Source organism: Psychroserpens algicola (assembly GCF_014526325.1).
GTDB lineage: Bacteria > Bacteroidota > Bacteroidia > Flavobacteriales > Flavobacteriaceae > Psychroserpens > Psychroserpens algicola.
In genome coordinates this window covers 36,827-58,935 of record NZ_JACNMJ010000010.1, presented here as the reverse complement: position 1 = coordinate 58,935, position 22,109 = coordinate 36,827, and the positions used below count along the sequence as shown (strand labels likewise).

Sequence of the window (22,109 nt, the reverse complement as noted above, 5' to 3'; positions counted from 1 at the left end):
GAAAATGTCAAAATTAGACAACAGTTTATTCCGTAATACATTTAGAGTTTTGATATTAACATGCAGCTCTTGCTGATAGCAATAAACCTGGGAAGATCCGAAAGTCTGGAGTTATTAAATACAACGTGTTGTGTATGATTTCGTTGTGTTGGCTAGGACTAAATTAATAAAAGAAAACTGACCTAAGGAAAATTCCGCAGGAATTTTCCGAGTACACACGAACCAAACAATGAATTATACACGTTGTTAGGCAACGTATTTATTCAGATTTATTTTTTTCAAAGTTTTGGATTAATGACGAAATCAAAACTCCACCAGCTGTTCCTGCTAAAAATCCCCAAACTCCAATTGCGCTTCCCAAACCTGCAATTCCAATTCCACCAGTTCCAAAAATCAGAAGTCCAGCTATTGTTCCTAAAAACCCGCCAATTAATAGTTTAGAACTAACGGATTGATTAGTCCACATTAAGTTCTTTATTTCAGAGGTTTTTTCAGTCGTGCTCAATTCCGATTTCTGTATTTTTTGAACTTCTTTTAAAAGTTCCAATATTCTTTCACGTTGTTTTTCCGAGAGTTTAGCAATATATTCAATTCCCTTTTTTATTCTTTCAGAGAATTCAGTTTCTGTGATTTCGGATTCTGAATTTGAATTTTCATTCAAATCTCTATATTCAGGATGTTCAAATTGTTTTCCTTTATTTTTTAATAAACTTTCCCTCATTTTTTTAGAAAGTTCCTCAAATTTTTCTTTCTCTGATTCATGCATTTGATTTGGATTTCGGTTTTCCGATATGTTGCCTAACGGTCTTGTATATGAAAAGTAGCGGATTTTATACACTAACTTTTCGGATTATAACTGACCTTTGATTTATTCATTTTGTTTTGATTAAGCGATTAAACCGCTATTTTTTATATACGTTGTTGGCAGCTGGTGATTATTTGTTTTTGCATTATAAAATACTTTCTCTCAGTAAATAGCCATGTATTGAACCTCTCTCAATCATAAAGTCAAGAATTGGAATAACTTTGTTTTTTAATCTTATTTCTTCTCTAATTTTTTGTTTGTTGCTGAAAACGAATTTTCGCATAAGTCGCTCCAAATAAATTAAAGTATGAGATTCTAAGTCTTCAAGTTTTAGCAAACTATTGGTTGATGCAATATTGTAAACCCAATCAATGCCTTCTGTTTTAAAACGACTTCCAATTGTATCTAATACTCTTGCAATTGAATATAAAACTGAAGGAATATGCCCTATATCTTTAGATGCATTTGCATAGAGCGATAAGCTATCCATTTTTAAACTATGCCATTCTTCAATTCCATCATTCCACCAACGCCATGCTAAAAAGTAGTTTATAATTACTTGTTCTAAATAGTAATTACGAGATATTGAGCATATTGATATAATTTTTGGATAAAAACTATTCCATACATACCAAAACTGCTCATATCTGTTTAATTTGTCTTCTGCTGACACAAATTCTCCTATGAAAGAAGCTGCTTCTTCAGTGGCCTCAAAAGAATTAATAATAGGATTAAGATATAAATCTATTTCTTCTGTTTTTCTAAGTAAAATAAAAGTTGTTAGTTTCTTGAAAATTTGATTTCGTAATGAGTAGATTTTAGTATTATCTCCATATTGTCTTTCATATTCTCTTCTGTCCATCAAGAGACGAGAAGCTAACAATGGTAGTGTTTTATTAATTATATCCAGATGAATTCTGTCTTTTGTTTTAGAAGGAATTAATTGATAGACGATTCCTAAATCATGTATGTCTAATTGGTCAATATCCTCAATATTAAATGATAGCTTAGTAAAGGCAAAATCCGATGTTTTTTTATCAAATTCTTCTAGTATTGAACTTTTAGATATACCTCTTCCAAACCCTATTTCTTTTCTTTTTTCAGATTCTATGCTTTTATAAATAGGCGTAAGTTTTATATAACCCAAAAATATTGCTTGAGCTTCTTTTGGGTTTTCTTCCCATAATTTTGATTGATTGATTGATTCAATCACATAATCGCATACTCTTTTATAGTTACCGATAGGTGATTTATCAAATAATGCCATGAGCATAAGTGAAAGATAGTCTTCTTTTTTATTTGGCAATTCTTGGATTAATCTAGGTATAGCATGTAAAGAAGCTTCAACTCCATCACTTATTTGATAGTTGTAATCATCAGAAAACAATCTGGATATTGATGAAAGAATAATATTTTCGCAGAAATGTTTGTCTTCCTTTGATAGTATTTTAGAATGTTCAATTATTAGTTTTGAACAAACAAAAAATGGAATATCACTATCTAGTCTAAATATCCTTTTGCCTAATTTTAGTTCTTCAATGAGTTGTTTAGTTTCAATTAGAGCCTGCTGTGGATTGGTTTCATATTTTTCATATTTATTTTCACCTGAGCTATGCATAAAATTAGCCCATAATTTTAGAGGAGTATATTTAAATTCTTCATTAATTTGACTAATAGTATCTTCACTATTTTTCCTTATTTTTTCTGGTAATTCTTTAGGTGAGAATTCAACTAAAAGCTTGTTATTTTCTTGTTCAGTAACTTTTGATTTGAGATTTCTTCTATCCACTCTGGATAGAACTAGAATGAAATAATCGTTAGAAACGGAACTTTCTGAATACTTAATTTTATGAGTATCAATTATATCATAAATTTTATTTATGAAATTTGTATTTTCTTCAGGTGTAAATCCTTTTACACCATTAAATTGGTACATAAGGCATAAGCTTTCTAAACTTATTTTTCGGTGCTCATATTCTGATGATTTTATTCTCTCATCTGTGTAAAGTACGTCTCTAGTTCTGTCTAACCCGTATCCAATAGAAGTGGTTGATTTTATATGAAATTCAGATGAACATCTGCTTAAATCGAACCTAAATAGTTCTATTGTTTTAAATAGAATTAATGATGTTTCATGAAATTTATCTGGATTTGCTAAAGTTAAACTACAAATTATAGAAGTTAAAGAAGCCGATTTTGATTCAGTAAGAATTTTAAAAATAATAGGCCATAATACTTTCGGTTCTAAAACATTTGCAAACTCTAAAAGAGTTTTTTCGAGAGCCATATGGATACATTGTAATATACTTGGGCCTGAAATCCCTCTATACAATTCCCATAATGTCGAATTTATATGTTGCTCAATAATTTTACCATCTACTTCTAATTTTATTTCTAACAAATCACCATTTCCATAAGATGATTTTTTATAGTTTTCTAATGCTTTATTAGTAAAACGAATTATGAAATCTAGAGTGTTCCAAAAGTCACTTTCAAGTAGCCAGTATATTGGTGTTTGATTTGCACTTGCTGGAAAATAATCAAAACTACGATGTTTAGATATTAAGCCATACTTGTTTTCAATACTATCTCTATCATATCCAAAATCATCACGTTTTTTCTCACGTTTTTGCCAAAACAGATTACATAATTCTATAACTGACAATGGAAGCACTTTTATGACTTCCTTTGCTAAGTAGGGTTTTACTAAAATTTTCGAACACAGACCATGGTATGGATCATTATGATACAGCCACTTATTTTCTAAAACTTTATCGAAAGTTTCTTTTAATTCTGACTTTATCTCGTAGGCAGCATTAAAAACTACTTTTAATAAATTTTCTTCAGCCTTGTCATGTATATAAAAGTTTTGCTCAGTTTCAGTCTTTTTAATGACGCTGAATGCCAGTAATCCAGAGTGTTTAGTGGTTTCTCCTTTTTTATTATAATTACACCAATCCGTAATAAGTGGTAATACTAAGTTTAGATTGGCATCTAAAAATTCAACTTTATATTTAAAAACAAAGGCTATGGTTTCTTCCCAGCCTTTACCTTTTGGCTTTATTATATCAATACTTTCAAAAGAAGAAATATCAGTACAGGCAATTCTTAAAAGGAAAAGAATTCTTTTTAGAATTTGGAATTCCTGAGCTTTAATCTCATTTTCAAAAAACTTAAAGAACGTCTCTGAATAATCTGAAAGCAAGACAGAAATTAATAACTCATCTTTCCAAAATTGTACAATTGAACTTTCACTAAAAGCTTCTTTTATAAAAGCTTCAATTTTCTGATTGTTTTCTGACAATTTATTGGACAACCAGAATCTGAACGCCCTTCGTATTGGCAAAGAATCTCCTAGCTCGACAAAAAAACTTTTAATATCTGTATAGTTGATATAGTTGCGAGAGATAATTTTATCTAACGTCCATTCTTCGTAAATATCATGGGTAATAAAATAACCATTATGGCTTTCATCATACCCTAATATTTCATCTTGTTTCAATTGAAATATTGCGGTTTGAGGTAAATCATCTGCATTTATATAAAAGTGACCTGACTCACATCTTTTTTTTGCTATATGGATAATACATCTTTCTCTTTCTAAGTGTAAGTTGTCTATTTGAATAAGATTGTTTTGAACTCTTTTTTTCCAAAGCAAATCAACAAAGGATTGAAGACTACCGTTCTTATCAATATTTGGATAGAATTCGATATAATCACTTAGATAAAATAGATTTCTTAGTCTTTCAATAAATTTATGGTTCTCAGGTAAAGAAAAATCAAAAGTTTTTGAAATTGATTTTAATTCATCAATAGTTATTAAAGGAATGTCATGAACTATAAATGACAACTTATAATTCTCTCTTATATGAAAGACTAAATCATTCAGATAGGAATAGCGGGTCGTAAAAATTATATTCCATCCAGCCTCATTCAGCTTCTGCAATAAAGTATTTAAAACATCACTGTTTTTGACTTCAGCGAGTTTTTCAGCTGAATCAATTACGAAAATTTTATTCGGTTCATTTTGATAAGCTTCAATAAACTTGGTAAAATTATAATTGTTGTCAAATTTGAATAATTCATTGATATGGTTAACATTCAATTCTGAAGCCTTAAAAAGGCAAATAGGAATAACCCTGTTTTGTAGACTATAATATTCTTTAAGAAGAGCGGTTTTTCCACAACCTCCTTCACCGGAAATAATTATATTTTCTTTACTATTTGAAGCTTTTACGATTTCTTGTACTATCTCACTTCTATCAATCTTAATTTTTTTATCCCCAAAGGGAATTTCAGTTTGAATTGCTTGTAAAATATTATCATTATGACTTTTTACTTCATCAATTAAGGTTCCTTCATTTGGTTCGAGGCTAAAAAAATCTTCGTAGATGTATTTATTTTCGGGTAATGCCAGTTGAAGTTCGAAATGACTTGGTACACGCCAAATTATTTCTAGTTTAAGCTTTTTAGCTTCGGACTCAATATCGATATGATATTTTGACTTTTTTTTTCCTTTTTTTGTGCTTTCAGAGAACTCTTTATTCAAATAGAATAGAATCTTATTCAATTTTGGGTTTTCTCTTTTAGATTTCCTAATTGATGAAATTATTTCTGATTTTTTACCAGAAAGAGGAACTGTATAATACTTGGCCTGAAATCCATAAAACTCTCCATCTTTTTCTAGAGGTTCTGTTTCAATTCCAGTTTGATTTTTAAAACGAAATAATCCAATTCTATTTCCCAACTCAGCACAGAAAAGCAGATAAGACATTTGTTCAAATGCCCACTCTTCTCGTTTATCATATTTTAAGCGGAAAATATTCCAATTCATATTTCAATTAACTTGCCTTTTGATTATCTCAAAGTTTGAGTTTGCCACTTGCTGCCAACGTGTTAGTGTATGGCTTGTTGCGTTGGCGAGAACTAAGTTAACAAAAGAAACCGAACCAATAGGAAAATCCGCTAGGATTTTCCGAGTACACACAAACAAAGCAATTGGTTATACACGTTGTTGTGGTTATGTGCGAACCAGTTTAGGTTTCCAATATAGCCAAACTATATGAGTTGTAATTCCAGCAAATGTTCCAAAAATCCAGCTACCTAATGTTATTCCAAGAATTGGTAATCCACAATTAATTCCATCTTCAGTAGTTTCTGGAATAAAATAAGCAGGAAAAACAAAGTAATATATAATTAGTATTCCAATCAAAATAAAGGCAGAAATAGAATCATTTCTGAATTTTTTATAACTAAAATAATTCAATAGAAATTGAATTAAAGAAAATCCTATGATAAAAAGTAAAATCATTTAATTCAGCTTTTGTTTACGTAAAATCCTTTTTCTTTTGTTTCTAGATTTTCTATTATTAGTTCTTTACCATAACAGAAAATTACTTTGGCTTTTCCTTGATTTGTTTCAATTATTCCACTGTTAACTTTAAAAGAGTTTTTTGATAACCAATCTCCAATATGGTTTCCTTCAGTATATTTCCAGTCTTGTTTTTCAATGTAAGCCGAAGAATTACTGTAAAAGCCTAAAACAAAAACAATTCCGATTATTACACTTAATATTTTAAAAATCCATTTCTTCATTTTTTCGAAAAGGTTCTTTAGAGTTCATTCTTTAGCATTAACTACAACGTATTGTGTATGATTTCGTGCGATAGAAAATCGATAGATTTTCCGTTGCCTCGAAATTATAGATTAAATATAAGAATTAAAAATTGAAGCAATTTTTAAGCATGAATTATACACGCTGTTAGCCACTTTAGGGCAACACGAACCTTTGGATGTGAAAAAGAAAACTGATTATCACATGCAACCGAATCAGAAATGCTTTGATGAATTTGGCAGATACACCCAAGAACCCGTTACGATCATAAAAAAGTACAGGTCACATTCAAGCATTTAGGTTGCAACATTGATTTAAAGACAGACACCTTTTTTGGAAAAGAACGAATCATAACGCACCACTAAAATTGGCAAGTATGTATAAGATTCCGACAAGTTTGAAAAATACACGAACCACAGAGCGTTTGGTTCTTCAAAAAAGGATAGAAGGGAAGTTTTTAAATCAAATCCGAAACATTTGTGCTAGAAACTACTTTAGATAAAACACCAGAATTTTGCTCATGCACTATTGTTGCTAACGTATTTGTGTATGGCTAGTTGCGTTGGCGAGAACTAAGTTAATAAAAGAAACCGAACCAGTAGGAAAATCCGCTAGGATTTTCCGAGTACACACAGACCAAGCAATTGGTTATACACGTTGTTGTGCATAGTTTATTTTTTATTTTCCTGAATTGCTAAATAACACCTGTAGCTAAATTCGTTCATGATATTATTTATTATTTTATCAAGGTTAATTCCAGCGTTTGTATAAGCCACAGTACCTTTTATGATATAGCCTTCTCTTGGTTCTTGAGAAAATTGATATTCCGATAAAATTCTACTTTTAATATTATCACTTAAATATAAGTGACCAATTACTTTGATTTTTATCTCATTTTTTTCAAAATATCCCATAATTCCCTCACTTGGATCATTATATAAAACTTGAATCATTTCAGTTTCATCAGAGAATATTATTGAGTCAATGACTATGGATTTACTTTTGTCTAATTCAACTAATTCGAAATTTCTCTTAGTAAGTTTCTTTCTAAGAGTTTTTTCCGCTTCTTCAATTTTATTTGAATCTTCAAAGAAATATTTAAGAGTTGAACTTGAATCAAATTCTTTAACCACAATTGGGTTAAACATAAATTTTATTTCTTGTTTTTCAGGTAACTTTTTATTCTTCCATTTGAAATCGTTCTTTACATTATGAAAATGTAGCAGATTGCAAGATGTTAAAATTAAAAGCAATATTATTAAGGCAATATTTTTTTTCATCAAAAATTGTGCACAACGGTTTTGTGTATGGCTAGTTGCGTTGGCGAGAACTAAGTTAATAAAAGAAACCGAACCATTAGGAAAATCCGCTAGGATTTTCCGAGTACGCACAGACCAAGTAATTAGTTATACACGTTGTTACCTACAGTATTTTTATTCCGTAAATAATTCCTTAGGTACGCCGTAAGTTGCCGCATACATTAATTCTTTTTCGCTCTTTTTGAATTCTGAGAATGCCTTTCTGTACCAATTCGGATTTGTAGCTAAGCTATTGTATTCCTCAGCAACTTTTACTCCATAATAATGTCCGTTAAACCAAGGTTCGATTCCATAAATTGCTATTCCGTTTTTTTCTATTCGGTTGAGTACAATTTCAAAATCTGATTCTGAGAAATAATATATAGATTCAGAGTCGAATCCGTCATTAAGGTTTTTCAATCCGTTAAATATGTTTGCTTTTAAGAATTCATATTCTTTTTCTTGATCTTCCTCACTATAATCTGCTAATTCCAATTCTGCTTGTTCAAAAGTTAAAGATTCGGTTTTCTTTTTATCGTTACAACACAATATTAAAAAGGCTATTAATGTTAAAAGAAGTGATTTTTTCATAAACCGTAATTCTAATTCAAATGTGCATATATTAAATTCAAGAATACTTTTCGATACATAATCATTTGGAATTTTTCATCTGGGATTTCATTCATTCCTTTTATTAATTCAGTGATATCAGAGATGAAAAATCCGTTTGCTTCAGATTTCCAATAACCGTCTCTGAATTTGTATTGCCAACTATTTTCATCAATTATTTTCAAATTAGTTATTAAATAATCATAGCAACGACTGTGACCTCCTCTTGGGAAAAGTATATTTGGATCATAACCAAGATGATTTTTGAATTTTTCAAAGAATTCTGGCTTAATCAAGTTTAACTTTACATTATTTAATAAATGAGTGTATCCTTTCTTTGAGATTTCTTTCAAATAATCTTCTTGAATTAAATAGTTTTCTAGTAGACTGTGAATGTTCCTTATGTATGGAAGTTTTTCTTCATCAAGTTTATATAAAGTAATAAGTTCTTCATTTCTTAATTTAGAACATAACTCAAACTTTTCGTCTGCAATTGATTTAGTACTATGATTAGTTGTACCACAAGCTGTGATTAGAGTTAGAACTATTATTTGAAAGATCTTTTTCAATATTGTAGGTAACGGTTTTGTGTATGATTTCGTTGTGTTGGCTAGGTCTAAGTTAGTAAAAGGAAACGAACCTATGGAAAATTCCGCAGGAATTTTCCGAGTACACATGAACCAAACAATGAATTATACACGTTGTTGTAAGTAGTTATTTCTTTCTAGTGATTTTGTATATAACAAATACAATAATAATAAATACTAAAAAGTAAGGAGTATAGTATCCTACAAGGTAAGATAATTTAAAAGTTTTCGACTTTCCTTTATATTGACTAATTTCTACTTCTTTGTTAATTTCTTTTGAATTGAAAAAGAAATCTTTTTCTTCAAGATCAAAGAATTCATTATTAATATAATTAAAAGAATAAGCGTAATTATTTAGAATAAATATTTCAAACTCCGTTGAATTGTTAGTTTTTATCTTCATTCCTGAAAAGCTATCTAGCTCGATTTCAATTTCATTTGTGATTTCTAAGTTTCTACTTTTACTTATCCCATTAGCAAATCCTTCATAATATTCTAAAAGTGATTTTTTATCGTGAGGAAGATTTGATAAATTTTTGTCGCTTGAATTACTTTCAATTAAAATTCTTTGAGCTATATAGGTCGAATTATCAGCTGTTGTATAAACTAGACGCATTTTTTTTCCTTGCGTAATTGTATCTAGTATATAAATATTTTCACCAGGCATTTTTACAGAAAAAATTGAATCTATTTCATATCTATTCCATTCTTCTTCCTGAGAATAAAGAGAAACTGAACATAATATAATTAATAAAAAAAGCAGACAATTTTTCATAAATTACTTACAACGGTTTTGTGTATGGCTTGTTGCGTTGGCGAGAACTAAGTTAACAAAAAGAAACTAGCCAATAGGAAAATCCGTAGGATTTTCCGAGTACACACAGAATAGCAATTAGTTATACACGTTGTTGGCAACTGGCTTTTTTTTATTAGTGATTTTCTTAATTATAATTCCGCTAATAAACGTCGAGATTATTGACAAAAATAAAATCATTCTGTAATTCACGTTATTTTGATGATATTTTAAAACTCCGTTATTTATTATTGGATTGGTTATGGTTGTTTTTATAAACTGACTTTCGAGATAGCAAAAAAGACAGTAAAAAGTCGGAATTGAAATCAGATATACTAAATTCAGCCCGATTATTTTGGTAAGAGAACTAACTTTTCGAGATGTGAAATAAATTCCGATTGGGATTAAAGTCAAAATGAAAGCAATGTCCGTTTCAAAAAGTCTAAAGTCCTTTCCTCCATAAAATCCTAGTTCATAATTCGCTAAATATTTTACTGTTCTACGAGTCAAAATCCGATAATCCAATTCGTATCGCATTCCGAAAATAAAAGTCAGAATTATGATGAATATTAGTATAATTAGTTTTCGATTGTTTTTCAGCATTTTCTTTTTAAGAATAAATAGAAGCCAAACTGAACGAGTAAATTTGGAATCAAAAAAAATAGAAGAATTATTGTAAAAAAGTATAAATATTCAAAATCAATTGAAATTTCGTTTTGAGAAATACTTATCCACGTCACGATTATTACCATTAATAATAAAAGAGTAATTCCAATTTTAATACTCGGTTTGAATATCTTTTTTATGACGTCTTTTGTAATCTCGAAGTTTTTATATTTTCCATATCCATCTCCATAAAAAGCAAGAGCAGCAAGAGGTATTAAAGCTCCTGCAATAACTCCAAAACTAGAATGACCTTGAAATGATGAATAAATCAAAATTCCGCCAACAATTGCGTTAATTATTCCAGCAATAACTATCGCTAGATTTATGTAATGATTTTTCAGTAATGCCATTTTACAGCTTGTTGCCAACGGTTTTGTGTATGGCTCGTTGCGGAAAATCCGCGAGGATTTTCCGCCGTAAAACGAAGATAGCAAATTGCAATGAATTCCGATTAGGAATTCAGCCGCAATGAGCTATACACGTTGTTACCACACGTTTTTATTTTTTTAATTCAGTCAACTTATAATTGTCATTCGGGTTTTCAAACCTTTTTAATTCAATACTATTTTTATCTTGTTTTGTTATAACAAAGGGTGGAAATTCTTCGATAAAGAGGATTTGAAATCCACTATGCTCAATTAATTCCCATTGATGATTGAATTCGTATGATGAATCCTTAAATATGGAATCATTCCTAAAATAAACCGTATCCGTTTTTTTTCCATTACTAAATAAAAATTTCTTCCCAGCAATATTTATTTTCTGACCAAATTTAAGTGAGTCATCTATTCTATGAAAAGTTCGGAAACCAGATTCGTATTGTTTTGATTTAACTCTTAGAGAATCGTTTTCAATTCCGATTATTTCGTAAGTGTTAAATTCCGATTTGATTAGGTTTAGAGCATTTAGGTAAAATCCATTTCTCTTTTTAGTCAGTTCGTATTTTGGTCCTTGTTCTGAATATGAATAATTGGCAAGTGTGAATATGCGTTCATTCGCCATATATAATTCCATATCAGGATATTCGTTATACATACCAATCCAAGTCCCTTTCAGTTTATTATTAGTTAGTAAAATAGAAAGAAAAAGAATTGCGATAATACTCAAAAAGATTACTGATATGTACTTTATTTTTCTCAAATGTGTGGTAACGGCTTCGTGTTATGATATGTTGCGTTGGTAAGGAACTAAGTTAGTAAAAAGTCACGAACCAGAGGAAAATCCGCAGGATTTTCCGAGTAAGCTATTAATAGCAATATATTATACACGTTGTTAGCCACTTTAGGGCAACACGAACCATTGGATGAGAAAAAGAAAACTGATTATCACATGCAACCGAATCAGAAATGCTTTGGCGAATTTGACAGATACACCCAAGAACCCGTTGCGTTTATAAAAAAGTACAGGTCACACTCAAGCATTTAGGTTGCAACATTGTTTTAAAGACAGACACCTTTTTTGGAAAAGAACGATTCATAACGCACCACTAAAATTTGGCAAGTATGTATAAGATTCCGACAACTTTATAAAGGTACACGAACCACAGAGCGTTTGGTTCTTCAAAAAAGGATAGAAGGGAAGTTGTTTAAATCAAATCCGAAACATTTGTGCTTGAAACTACTTATGATAAAATACCGAAATTTTGCTCGTGCACTATTGTTGCTAACTAGTTATATCAAAACAAATATAACCAAAATTGGATGCTATTTTCCGGATATGACAAGTTTTTGCTTTTCATTTGCGGTTGACATAAACTGCTTAACAGCAATGTCTAACGGACTCTTAATATACAATAAATCCTTTTTTGCGACATGAGTATAAATCATCGTCGTTTCTGGCTTCGAATGCCCTAAAAGTTCCTGAATATACCTCAAGTCAATACCATTTTCTAATAAATGTGTTGCATAACTATGTCGTAAAGTGTGAGGCGTCACACGCTTGTGTATATTTGCTAACCTACAGGATTGCCTTAAAAATTGACGAACGCTCTCTGCGCTGTATCTTTGTTGATTACGACCTTCAACAAAATAACAACTAGGAGCATAGGTGCCTAAATAGTTTCGCAACAACGGCAAAAAGCTCTCAGCAATAATCACGTAACGATCTTTACGTCCTTTTGAATTTTTAATTATGATTTGCCGTCTGTTAATATCAATATGCTTAAGCTCCAAATTAATTAATTCACTAATCCGCAATCCGCAAGAATATATGATTGCTATAACCGCTCTGTGTTTTAAGTTTTTGGTAACTCTTATCAAATAAATCACTTCTTCTTTAGATAAAACAGTGGGTAAATAACGGTCTCTGTTAGGACGTATAAGATCTATTGCACTAAATGTAACTTCAGGATAATAAACTTTGAAAATCTTTAAGGCACTTATAAATTGCCGTTGCTTGCTTATCGAATATTTCCGTTTTATATAAACATCTTCAATATATAATTCTATTTGTCGATTGGTTAATTCTGGAGTTAATACCTGATGATAATACGCTAAAAAATCACTTATCAAAAAGGTATAGGTGCTAATTGTACTATCACTATAACGTTTCCCTTTTAAATAGCTATAAAACCCATTTAAAATTTGGCGCTGTGTATTTGTTAATTGCGAAGTATCATGTTCAAGTACTATAGAAGGTGTTTGCTTGACTTCCAAATCATCAATAGTATATTCATGAAATGTATTGTGAATAGTTTGTAAAATTTCCGGTGAACGTTTAACATACCAGCAAGACATTGATGCACTCCATTTTCTGTTCGGAATTGTACGTGCTAATTCGATAATTTTCCAGTTGAAATCAAAGTAAATTAAAATCTGTTCTGCTTTATTATAATATTTGGTTTTCAGTGTAATAACAGCATTTTTCATAGGATAGGGTAAAAATTTCTAACCTATAAATATAGGAAAAAATCGACACTTATGCAATTAAAGTGAGTCTTAATTATTACTGCGGAAATGGGCTGAAATCAGTTAAATTTACTCATTATAACCTAACATCTCATCAATGGTATTTGCAGTCACCGAATGGTAGTTTGGTCTGGATTTTTTATATATCGCTAAAGCTTCATCAACCTTATCATTTCGTTTATAGGCTTTAAACAAAGTCGAAACATACCAACGTCGACCGACACGAATTAAAAAATCTTCAATATTTTGGTCCACGTTATTGCCATGATAATCATGATTAATAGCCTGCTCATACCATACCATTGCAATATGAGTATTGCTCGAATTGGTAAAATTAAACGCCTTATCAAAACGTTCTAAATCTTCAGTAGTGATAGTTTCAGGGAAATTTCTAATAAAATACACCCATTCTTGTGTCGTCCAGTCTTTAGTTTTCGAAACATCGACAACCTTATTCGCTATAAATTCATTTAAAACACGTTCGGCATTGTCAAATTTATCAGAAACTATCTTAGCTTGATTTTCAGGTACACCTGGTTCGTAAACCCATTCGTTAACGTTAAAATCAACATTGTTGGGTTCTAAAAGATTCGTGTTGAGGTAATCAATAAATCCTTCGGTTGTCACTGTTGAAAAAGCATTGGTTTTAAAATAGCCTTTTAGGAACGCATCAAATTTTTCGCGACCAACAGTCTCTTCAAGGGTTCTTAAAAACAAATAGCCCTTATCGTAGGCAATGCTATTCATACCATCATCTGGATTTTTATTAGATAAATCGAGCTTTAATTTTGTCATTTCAGGCTCATCCTTAAATCCTTCAACTTCTTCTTCTAAATCTTGTCGTCCGATAAGCGCAATCATATTGGCGCGATCTTTTCCGTATAAAGCTTCCATAATTCTAACTTCAAAATAAACCGTAAACCCTTCATTAAGCCAGAAATCGTTCCAGGTCGCATTCGTAACAAGATTCCCAGACCATGAATGTGCTAACTCATGTGCAATTAAGGATGTTAAACTCTTGTCTCCAGCAATAACAGTTGGAGTCGCAAATGTGAGACGCGGATTTTCCATGCCTCCAAACGGAAAACTAGGCGGTAAAACAATCACATCAAATTGCTCCCAGTCGTAAGCTCCGTATAAATTTTCGGCTGCAACGACCATTTTTTCCATATCACTAAATTCAGAATGTGCTTTGTCAATCATCGATTTTTCGGCATATACTCCAGTTCGGTGACTTACCGCTTTATATTCTAAATCACCTACAGCTAAAGCCATTAAATATGGTGAAATGGGTTGATTCATAGTGAACTTATAAACACCATCTGCAGTTTTTTCTTTCGGATTTTGAGCACTCATAACTGCCATCAACTCTGAAGGTACTTTTACAGTAGCATTGTAGGTGATTCGAATTTGCGGACTATCTTGAATTGGAATCCAGCTACGTGTTAAAATGGCCTGACCTTGGGTGAATAAAAACGGATGGGTTTTGTCTGCAGTTTGTTGCGGATTCAACCATTGTAAGGCTTCTGTTTTAGACGTTGTTTGATAATGAACAGCCACTGTTTTTGTGTCTTCGGAAATTTTAATTGTTAAAGCTTGTCCTAATTGTTCATCGAATGCGCCTAACTCAAATTCGGTGTTTTGTCCGTCAGCTTCAACAGAAGCAATGTTTAAAAACTTAGCGTCTAATACGATTTCCGTAGCATTATTATTTTCAATAGTATACGTCGCTACACCATCGATAATTTGCTTGTCAAAATTAACATCTATGTCTAAGTCTAAATGCTTGATTGCTGAGGTATTAGGTTTTGCGTATGAATGTAGTTCTTCAACGTATTTCGGCGTTGTAGGTTCTGCTTTTTTATCATCGTTACAGCTAAAGGTTAATACCAGTAAGGCATATAATAGTGTGCGTGTTTTCATAATGTGTATTTGAGTGTCTTTAGTCATTTTAATAGTGCAACGTAAAATAGAATTTTATGTTGAGTTACGTCTTGTGTTTTTAAGAAAAAAGTAAAATTATTCAGAATATAATTGCCCTCTATGCGGTTTTAGTGCATCTCTAATCGGTTTCATTTCATCATCTGTTACAACCATAAATGCAATGCTATGAGCCTCATTGATGAGCTCAAATCCTGTAATATTAAGTTGGGTATTTTGAATAGTGATATATTCCTTGAGGTGCTTTTCGTGATGTTCAGCAATCTTTAGGGCATCAGGACCACGAAAGTCCCAAATAAGTTTAAGTTTACGCATTGGCTACAGAGGTTCCGTTTTCGGCGAAGTTTTTAAAATCCTGCATGTATTTTAAGGATTGCTTTTTAAATGTTCCTGGCATAATAAAAAGTAAAATTCGCATCACCAAATTTAGTGGTAAAAATTCACTTTTGGAAGTCCATTTCGTAAATCCTTCACTGGTTTTTTCAAAATAATTTTCTTGTACGTTATGCATACTTTTTGTTGTGTAGTTTGCATGGAATTCGTGAGGAAAATTACGTTTGGTAATGGTTTCAATGAGTTCCATTTTACGATTCCCAAACTTGTATTTGAGTTTCATTTTTGCGCCTAATTCACCAGGATCACCCGATATGTGTTCGGCAGAAACCAATCCGCGCTGCCAGTGCTTCATGTTTTCAACATTGTCCATCTTTTTTATGAACTCATCTAAAGGAACATTAACCTTTATTTCTGTAGTATATTTCATTTTGAATTTTAGAGGGATAATTCTTCACTAATATAAGTAGATTCCTATGAATTAAAGCGATTAAAAGTTTAATAGCAATAATTTTAGTTGAGTGGTCATTTTCTTTGAACTTTAAAATCTTTAGACCATATATTTTCAATACTAAAACCAAATCGTATACGTTTGCAACATGCCACTTGTTTTATATATGAATTGTATTATTTTTGCTGAAATTAGCATGTCAATTCAATTATAGAATACAGATAACTATAAAAACATGTTTTTGATTTTAATAGTTGTATTTAACTCATAAAAAGAATAAATAAATGCAGATGAAATTAATAATAACCACAGTTTTTCTTTGCTTTGCTTTGATGTCTCACTCACAGGTAAAAAAGGATGATGTACTGTTTACAGTAGATGACACGCCTGTTAAAGCAACCGATTTTATTAGAGTTTATAATAAAAACTTGGACTTAGTTAAAGATGAGTCTCAAAAGGATATCGATGCCTATTTAGAGCTTTTTGTAAGCTACCAGCTTAAAGTTAAAGAAGCGAGACGATTAGAACTTGACAAAGATGCGAAGTACATCAGAGAGTTTAATAATTATAAAAAGCAGCTGACCAAAAACTACATGTCTGATAACAAAGTTACAGATGCCTTAGTTGAAGAAGCTTATGAACGCACCACTAATGATGTTAAAGTATCTCATATTTTAGTTCGTATTGATGAATCTGAAACTGATACTCTTGCTGTTTATAACCAATTATTACAATTGAGAGATCGAGTCATTAATGAAGGTTATGCCAATGTTCAAAAGTCTGTACATAACGGAAAAACAATTTTTGCTGAAGACTTAGGATATTTTGGAGGTTTTAAAATGGTCTATCCTTTTGAGTCCGTAGCTTTCAATACTCCAGTAGGAGAGGTGTCAATGCCATTTAGAACCCGTTTTGGATATCATATCTTAAAAGTATTTGATAAACGACAAGCCTTAGGTGAAGTCACTGTAGCGCATATTATGGTGTCTAATAAACAAAAGGATAGTACAGTTGTTCCTGAAACGCGTGTTCGTCAAATTTATAAAAAGCTTGAACAAGGGGAAACATTTGAGGCCTTAGCTAAGCAGTTTTCAGATGATAAAAGCTCAGCAAATAAAGGCGGAACTTTATCACCATTTGTAGGCGGACAATTAGGTTCTAAAGCCTTTGAAGATGTGGCGTTTTCATTAGAGCAACCAGGCGATGTGTCTACACCGTTTGAAACCGATTATGGATGGCACATTGTTAAATTGATTCGTAAAAAAGGAATTCAGCCTTTTGAAGATGTTAAAGCAGAACTCGAAAACCGAGTAAAACGCGACTCGAGATCTAAGTTGATTAACTCAGCGATGGTAAAAAAGTTAATGACCAAATATAATGTAAAACAACATTCAGAAGGTTTAGATTACTTTAAAACAATTATAACTGAGGCCTATTTAAATCAGGCCTGGAAAGCTCCTGAAGATATGAATGCAAAACAACCTCTCATTACTATCGACGGACGAAAAGATGTTGTGTATCAGGATTTTGCTAACCACCTTCTTAAATCCCAACGGCAATATTATAATAGAAAAGTGGAGTTGAACACTATTATAGACACGGAATATAAAACATTTTTAGAGAATGAAGTTTTAAAATTCAGAGAAGATAATCTGGAGTTTGAAAATGAAGATTTTGCTTTTGTATTAAAAGAATATAGAGATGGATTGTTGTTATTTGATCTTATGGAAAAAGAAGTATGGAATGCTGCTTCTAAGGATTCTGTTGGGTTAGAGGAGTACTACAATGCTCATAAGTCTGATTACCTTTGGGATGATCGCGTTGAGGCTGTCATCATGTCCTCGGCATCTCATGCTGTGATTGAAAAAGTGAAAAATGAATTGTCTAAAGGTGTTTCCGAAGAAGATATCTTATCAGATATGAATACAAAAGACGATTTAAAGGTCATTTCTACATCAGATGTATTTGAAAAAGGCCATCGTGCACTACCCGAAAATTTCCAGTTTAAAGAAGGCGTTTCTGAAATCTACAAACACAATGATGCTTTTCATGTTATTATAGTCAATGCTGTGTTGCCTGCCGGACAGAAAACCTTAGAGGAATCCAGAGGAAAAGTTGTAAGCGATTACCAAAACCACATCGAAGAAAACTGGGTTAAATCCTTACATGAACGTTTTAAAGTTAAAATTAACGATTCAGTATTAAAACGTGTAAAAAAACAAATCTTAAATTAAACTATTGAAAAAGCTTTCGGTTGTTATTATTAGTCTGTTTTGTTTAGCATCATGTGATTTTTTTAAAGAGTCAGATGATCGAATTCCTGTGGCCAGAGTTGGTGACGTTTACTTGTATGAAGATGATATTGAAGGTCTGGTAATCGAAGGCGCTCCTGCTCAAGACAGCACTCAAATAGTAACGAGTTTTATTAACCGATGGGCAACACAACAGCTTTTGTTGGATGGTGCAGAGCGAAATTTACCCGAAAGCAAACAAACCGATTTTAATAAGCTTGTAGATCAATACAAAAATGACCTGTATACCAAAGCATATCTAGAAGCATTGGTTAATAAAAGTATTGATACAGTTATGGATGAGGCTCAAGCTAAAAAAGTCTATGAAGCCAATCAGGAATCCTTCAAACTCAATGAAGAATTGGTAAAATTTAGATACATAACAATTCCTCAAAACGCTATAAACGAAGACGAAATAAGGACACGATTTAAACGCTTTGATGCGGACGATAAACGCTATTTAGATTCTATTTCAGTTCAGTTTAAAACCTATTCACTAAATGATTCTATTTGGGTCAAAGCTTCGCAAATCACTGAAAAAATTAGTGTGCTCAATTCTGAAAACAAAAAAGAACTGTTAAAAAAATCTAATTTTGTACAACTCAAAGATTCATTAGACCTATATTTGATGCAAATAAAAGACGTGCTGTCTCAAAACGATTTAGCGCCTTTAGAGTACGTAATGCCTACAATTAAACAGATTGTAATTAATAAAAGAAAATTAGAGTTGATTAAACAACTTGAAAAAGATATTACCAAAGATGCAATTAAAAACAAACAATTTGAAATCTACAATTAAATCGACATTTGCGACACTAGTATTGTGTGTGTTAGCAGTGAATTTATCTTCTGCTCAAGAAATTATTGAAGATGTCGTAGATACGTCTAAAAAACAATTGGATTCTACCCAAACTACTACAGGTCGAAAAAAAGTTGATGGTGTTTCGGCAGTAGTTGGTGATTTTGTGGTTTTAGATTCTGATATAGATAAAGAATATATTCAGCTTCAGGCAAGAGGTGTATCTATTGCAAGTATTACCAGATGTGAGTTATTTGGAAAGTTGCTGGAAGATAAATTATATGCACACCACGCAATTCAGGATAGTATCACAGTTAACGAATTAGAAATTCGCTCAAATATTGAACAGCAAATAAATGCATTCTTAGAACAAAAAGGTGGTTCTATGCAGCAGTTGTTAGAGTTCTACAAAAAGGATACAGAGCAGAGTTTGCGTGAAGAAATGTTTGAAATTAATAAAAATGCCAAACTAGCTGCCGACATGCAACGTAAAATTATTGAAGATGTTGAGGTAACTCCAGAAGAAGTTAGAGAGTATTATAATAGTATCCCAAAAGATTCATTACCAGAGTTTGGAACCGAACTTAAAGTCGCTCAAATTGTAGTTATTCCTGAAATTACTGAAGCATCAAAACAAGCTGTTATTGACAGGTTAAAAGAATTTAAAGCAGACGTTATTGAAAATGGAGCAAGTTTTACGACTAAAGCTGTATTTTATTCTGATGATAAAGCAGCGCGAAGTAAAGGAGGAATGTACACCTTAAACAGAAAGCGTCCTCAAATGGTTAAGGAGTTTCGCGATGTGGCATTCTCACTTCAGGAAGGCGAAATTTCAGAGCCTTTTGAAACCGATTTCGGATACCATATCATCTTACTTGAAAAAATCAGAGGACAAGAATATGATGTCAGACATATCTTATTGCGTCCTGAAATTACCGAAGCATCTATTCAGGCTGCAAAAGAAAAAATCACTAAGGTTAGAGAGCAAATTGTTGCTGGTGATTTAACCTTTGCTGATGCTGCTCGTGAATTTAGTGACGAAGAAGAAACTAAATATGAAGGCGGACAACTGATAAATCCATATACTCAAGATTCTAGTATGGAATTGACAAAAATGGATCCAGAACTTTACGGACAAATTCAGGATTTGAAGGATGATGAAATAAGTCTTGTACTCGAAGATCAGGATAGAATTAATCCGGTGAAATTTAAAATCCTAACCGTTACTGATAGAATCGATGAACATCAAGCTGATTTTGCACGTGATTATCTAAAAATTAAAAACCTGGCTTTACAGGAAAAACAATTTGAAGAAATCAAAAAATGGCAAGAAGAAAAAATATATGATACCTATGTTAAAATCAATGACGATTATAAAGGATGTGATTTTAATAGTAACTGGTTAAAAACAGAAAAGAAATAATATGTCTGATGTCGCTGCAATAGAACAGTTTGTAAAAAAGTATAATGCCCTAAAAACCGAAATTGCCAAAGTTATCGTTGGTCAGGATGAGGTTGTAAATCAAATTCTTATTTCGATATTTTCTGGAGGTCATTCCTTACTCATTGGAGTTCCTGGTTTGGCAAAAACCTTAATGGTAAATACGATTGCTCAAGCCTTAGGATTAGATTTTAAGCGTATTCAATTTACACCAGATTTAATGCCTAGCGATATTTTAGGTAGTGAGATTTTAGATGAAAACCGACAATTCAAATTTATAAAGGGACCTATTTTTGCAAATATCATTCTTGCAGATGAAATTAACCGTACACCACCAAAAACGCAAGCCGCTTTATTAGAGGCAATGCAAGAGCGTGCTGTAACTGTTTCAGGACATCATTATAAATTAAGTTTACCCTATTTTGTATTGGCAACGCAAAACCCAATTGAGCAAGAAGGAACCTATCCGTTACCTGAAGCGCAATTAGACCGTTTTATGTTTGCTATTAATTTAGAATATCCGTCGTTCGCTGAAGAAGTTCAAGTGGTGAAATCGACAACTACAGATGTTCAGCAGACTGTAAATGCTTTGTTTTCAGCTCAAGAAATTATCGATTTTCAAAATGTGATTCGACGTATTCCTGTTGCAGATAATGTGATAGAGTATGCCGTAACGATGGTGAGTAAAACCAGACCGAAAGCATCAACAGCTTCAGAGTTAGTTTCCGAATTTGTAGATTGGGGAGCAGGACCAAGAGCTTCTCAAAACTTAATTTTAGCGGCAAAAACTCATGCTGCAATAAACGGCAAATTTTCTCCGGATATTGAAAATATTCAGGCTGTGGCATCTGGTATTCTACGTCATAGAATTATCAAAAACTACAAAGCTGAAGCCGAAGGCATTACAGACGATCAAATCATCAAAAGCTTATTCTAATAACTTTTGTATTTTAGACCCTAAATCTAAAACACAAAATTTATGAAATTTAAATTACTTGCCTTAGCCTTAGTTGTATTCACATTCATGTCATGTAGTAGTGATGATAGTAGTGGTGATTCGCCATCAGGAGGAACAGAATCCTTTATTGTTATTAAAAATGGTGTCACATTTGAAGGCGAAAATATTAATAACACACTAATTATCACGTCTCAAGGCGATCAAGGAGCCAGACGTTTAGACTTGCGTTGTGACATAGATGGCGGAACGTTTATTTTGTCGATTTCAAACTGGGAATTTCAAAATCCTCCTGCAGATGGCGTGGTTGTAAAATCATATAATACCAATACCGAAATGGGACCAGATACAGATTGTGAATCTATTAATGGTACAACGTATTGCGATGAAGCTTTAGTAACCTTTCTCATTGGTCAGGAAGTCTTTATTTCAGAATTAAACGATCTTGAAGATATCGGAGATATCACTATAACAAGTAATGATGCTTCAAACTTAGAAGTGTCTGGAACTTTTGATGTGCTCTTAAGAAATTTTAATTCTCAAGATGAAGAATATATGACGTATACAGGAACATTTACAAATGTAAGTTATTCGGTATTTCAATAAGTAATACCTTATAT

19 protein-coding genes are annotated in these 22,109 nt (G+C 31.9%); 5 read left to right on the top strand and 14 right to left on the bottom strand.

The genetic code is table 11. From position 1 onward, the window contains the following. Positions 1 to 259: 259 nt before the first annotated feature. From H7350_RS16830 to H7350_RS16765, 14 genes are all read right to left on the bottom strand, one after another. Positions 260 to 766 (bottom strand): hypothetical protein, encoded by a 507-nt coding sequence (locus H7350_RS16830; RefSeq protein ID WP_204347092.1) that lies wholly within the window; start codon positions 764 to 766, stop codon positions 260 to 262. Between the two features lie 184 nt (positions 767 to 950). Next, entirely contained in the window at positions 951 to 5,639 is a 4,689-nt protein-coding gene (gene avs4 / locus H7350_RS16825) for an AVAST type 4 anti-phage nuclease Avs4 (RefSeq protein WP_204347091.1), read from the bottom strand. 186 nt (positions 5,640 to 5,825) lie between these two features. After that, positions 5,826 to 6,071: a hypothetical protein gene (locus tag H7350_RS16820; RefSeq protein ID WP_204347090.1), complete on the bottom strand. Its 246-nt coding sequence runs from the start codon at positions 6,069 to 6,071 to the stop codon at positions 5,826 to 5,828. Between the two features lie 50 nt (positions 6,072 to 6,121). Further along, entirely contained in the window at positions 6,122 to 6,400 is a 279-nt protein-coding gene (locus H7350_RS16815) for a hypothetical protein (RefSeq protein WP_204347089.1), read from the bottom strand. A 690-nt stretch (positions 6,401 to 7,090) separates the two neighbouring features. Then, positions 7,091 to 7,699: a hypothetical protein gene (locus H7350_RS16810; RefSeq protein ID WP_204347088.1), complete on the bottom strand. Its 609-nt coding sequence runs from the start codon at positions 7,697 to 7,699 to the stop codon at positions 7,091 to 7,093. Positions 7,700 to 7,852: 153 nt separating this feature from the next. Next, positions 7,853 to 8,308: a hypothetical protein gene (locus tag H7350_RS16805; protein WP_235989384.1), complete on the bottom strand. Its 456-nt coding sequence runs from the start codon at positions 8,306 to 8,308 to the stop codon at positions 7,853 to 7,855. A gap of 11 nt (positions 8,309 to 8,319) precedes the next feature. Then, the gene (locus H7350_RS16800; RefSeq protein WP_204347087.1) at positions 8,320 to 8,895 is read right to left on the bottom strand and encodes a hypothetical protein; all 576 of its coding nucleotides are present in this window, start codon (positions 8,893 to 8,895) and stop codon (positions 8,320 to 8,322) included. Between the two features lie 145 nt (positions 8,896 to 9,040). Continuing rightward, positions 9,041 to 9,688, bottom strand: coding sequence for a hypothetical protein (locus H7350_RS16795; protein WP_204347086.1), 648 nt, complete (start codon positions 9,686 to 9,688; stop codon positions 9,041 to 9,043). A 614-nt stretch (positions 9,689 to 10,302) separates the two neighbouring features. Further along, complete coding sequence (locus tag H7350_RS16790; protein ID WP_204347085.1) at positions 10,303 to 10,722, bottom strand: hypothetical protein; 420 nt, start codon at positions 10,720 to 10,722, stop codon at positions 10,303 to 10,305. 148 nt (positions 10,723 to 10,870) lie between these two features. Then, positions 10,871 to 11,479, bottom strand: a complete 609-nt coding sequence (locus H7350_RS16785; RefSeq protein ID WP_204347084.1) for a hypothetical protein — start codon at positions 11,477 to 11,479, stop codon at positions 10,871 to 10,873. A 596-nt stretch (positions 11,480 to 12,075) separates the two neighbouring features. After that, positions 12,076 to 13,239, bottom strand: coding sequence for a tyrosine-type recombinase/integrase (locus H7350_RS16780; RefSeq protein ID WP_204347083.1), 1,164 nt, complete (start codon positions 13,237 to 13,239; stop codon positions 12,076 to 12,078). A gap of 108 nt (positions 13,240 to 13,347) precedes the next feature. Then, the gene (locus tag H7350_RS16775; protein ID WP_204347082.1) at positions 13,348 to 15,201 is read right to left on the bottom strand and encodes a M1 family metallopeptidase; all 1,854 of its coding nucleotides are present in this window, start codon (positions 15,199 to 15,201) and stop codon (positions 13,348 to 13,350) included. 96 nt (positions 15,202 to 15,297) lie between these two features. Then, a complete protein-coding gene (locus tag H7350_RS16770; RefSeq protein WP_204347081.1) occupies positions 15,298 to 15,534 on the bottom strand; it encodes a hypothetical protein in 237 nt (78 codons plus the stop codon). Next, entirely contained in the window at positions 15,527 to 15,982 is a 456-nt protein-coding gene (locus tag H7350_RS16765) for an SRPBCC family protein (RefSeq protein WP_204347080.1), read from the bottom strand. The genes H7350_RS16770 and H7350_RS16765 overlap by 8 nt, the downstream gene beginning before the upstream one ends. 311 nt (positions 15,983 to 16,293) lie before the next feature. Between H7350_RS16765 and H7350_RS16760 the strand changes: the two genes are divergently transcribed. The 5 genes from H7350_RS16760 to H7350_RS16740 are packed head-to-tail and all read left to right on the top strand — an operon-like array spanning position 16,294 to position 22,095. Further along, positions 16,294 to 18,237: a peptidylprolyl isomerase gene (locus H7350_RS16760; RefSeq protein WP_235989383.1), complete on the top strand. Its 1,944-nt coding sequence runs from the start codon at positions 16,294 to 16,296 to the stop codon at positions 18,235 to 18,237. A gap of 4 nt (positions 18,238 to 18,241) precedes the next feature. Next, positions 18,242 to 19,093, top strand: a complete 852-nt coding sequence (locus H7350_RS16755; RefSeq protein ID WP_235989382.1) for a peptidyl-prolyl cis-trans isomerase — start codon at positions 18,242 to 18,244, stop codon at positions 19,091 to 19,093. After that, positions 19,077 to 20,516, top strand: a complete 1,440-nt coding sequence (locus H7350_RS16750; protein ID WP_338105789.1) for a peptidylprolyl isomerase — start codon at positions 19,077 to 19,079, stop codon at positions 20,514 to 20,516. Before H7350_RS16755 ends, H7350_RS16750 begins: the two co-directional genes overlap by 17 nt. A gap of 1 nt (position 20,517) precedes the next feature. Further along, positions 20,518 to 21,471, top strand: coding sequence for an AAA family ATPase (locus tag H7350_RS16745; RefSeq protein WP_204347077.1), 954 nt, complete (start codon positions 20,518 to 20,520; stop codon positions 21,469 to 21,471). Positions 21,472 to 21,513: 42 nt separating this feature from the next. After that, complete coding sequence (locus H7350_RS16740; RefSeq protein WP_204347076.1) at positions 21,514 to 22,095, top strand: hypothetical protein; 582 nt, start codon at positions 21,514 to 21,516, stop codon at positions 22,093 to 22,095. Positions 22,096 to 22,109: the final 14 nt, after the last annotated feature.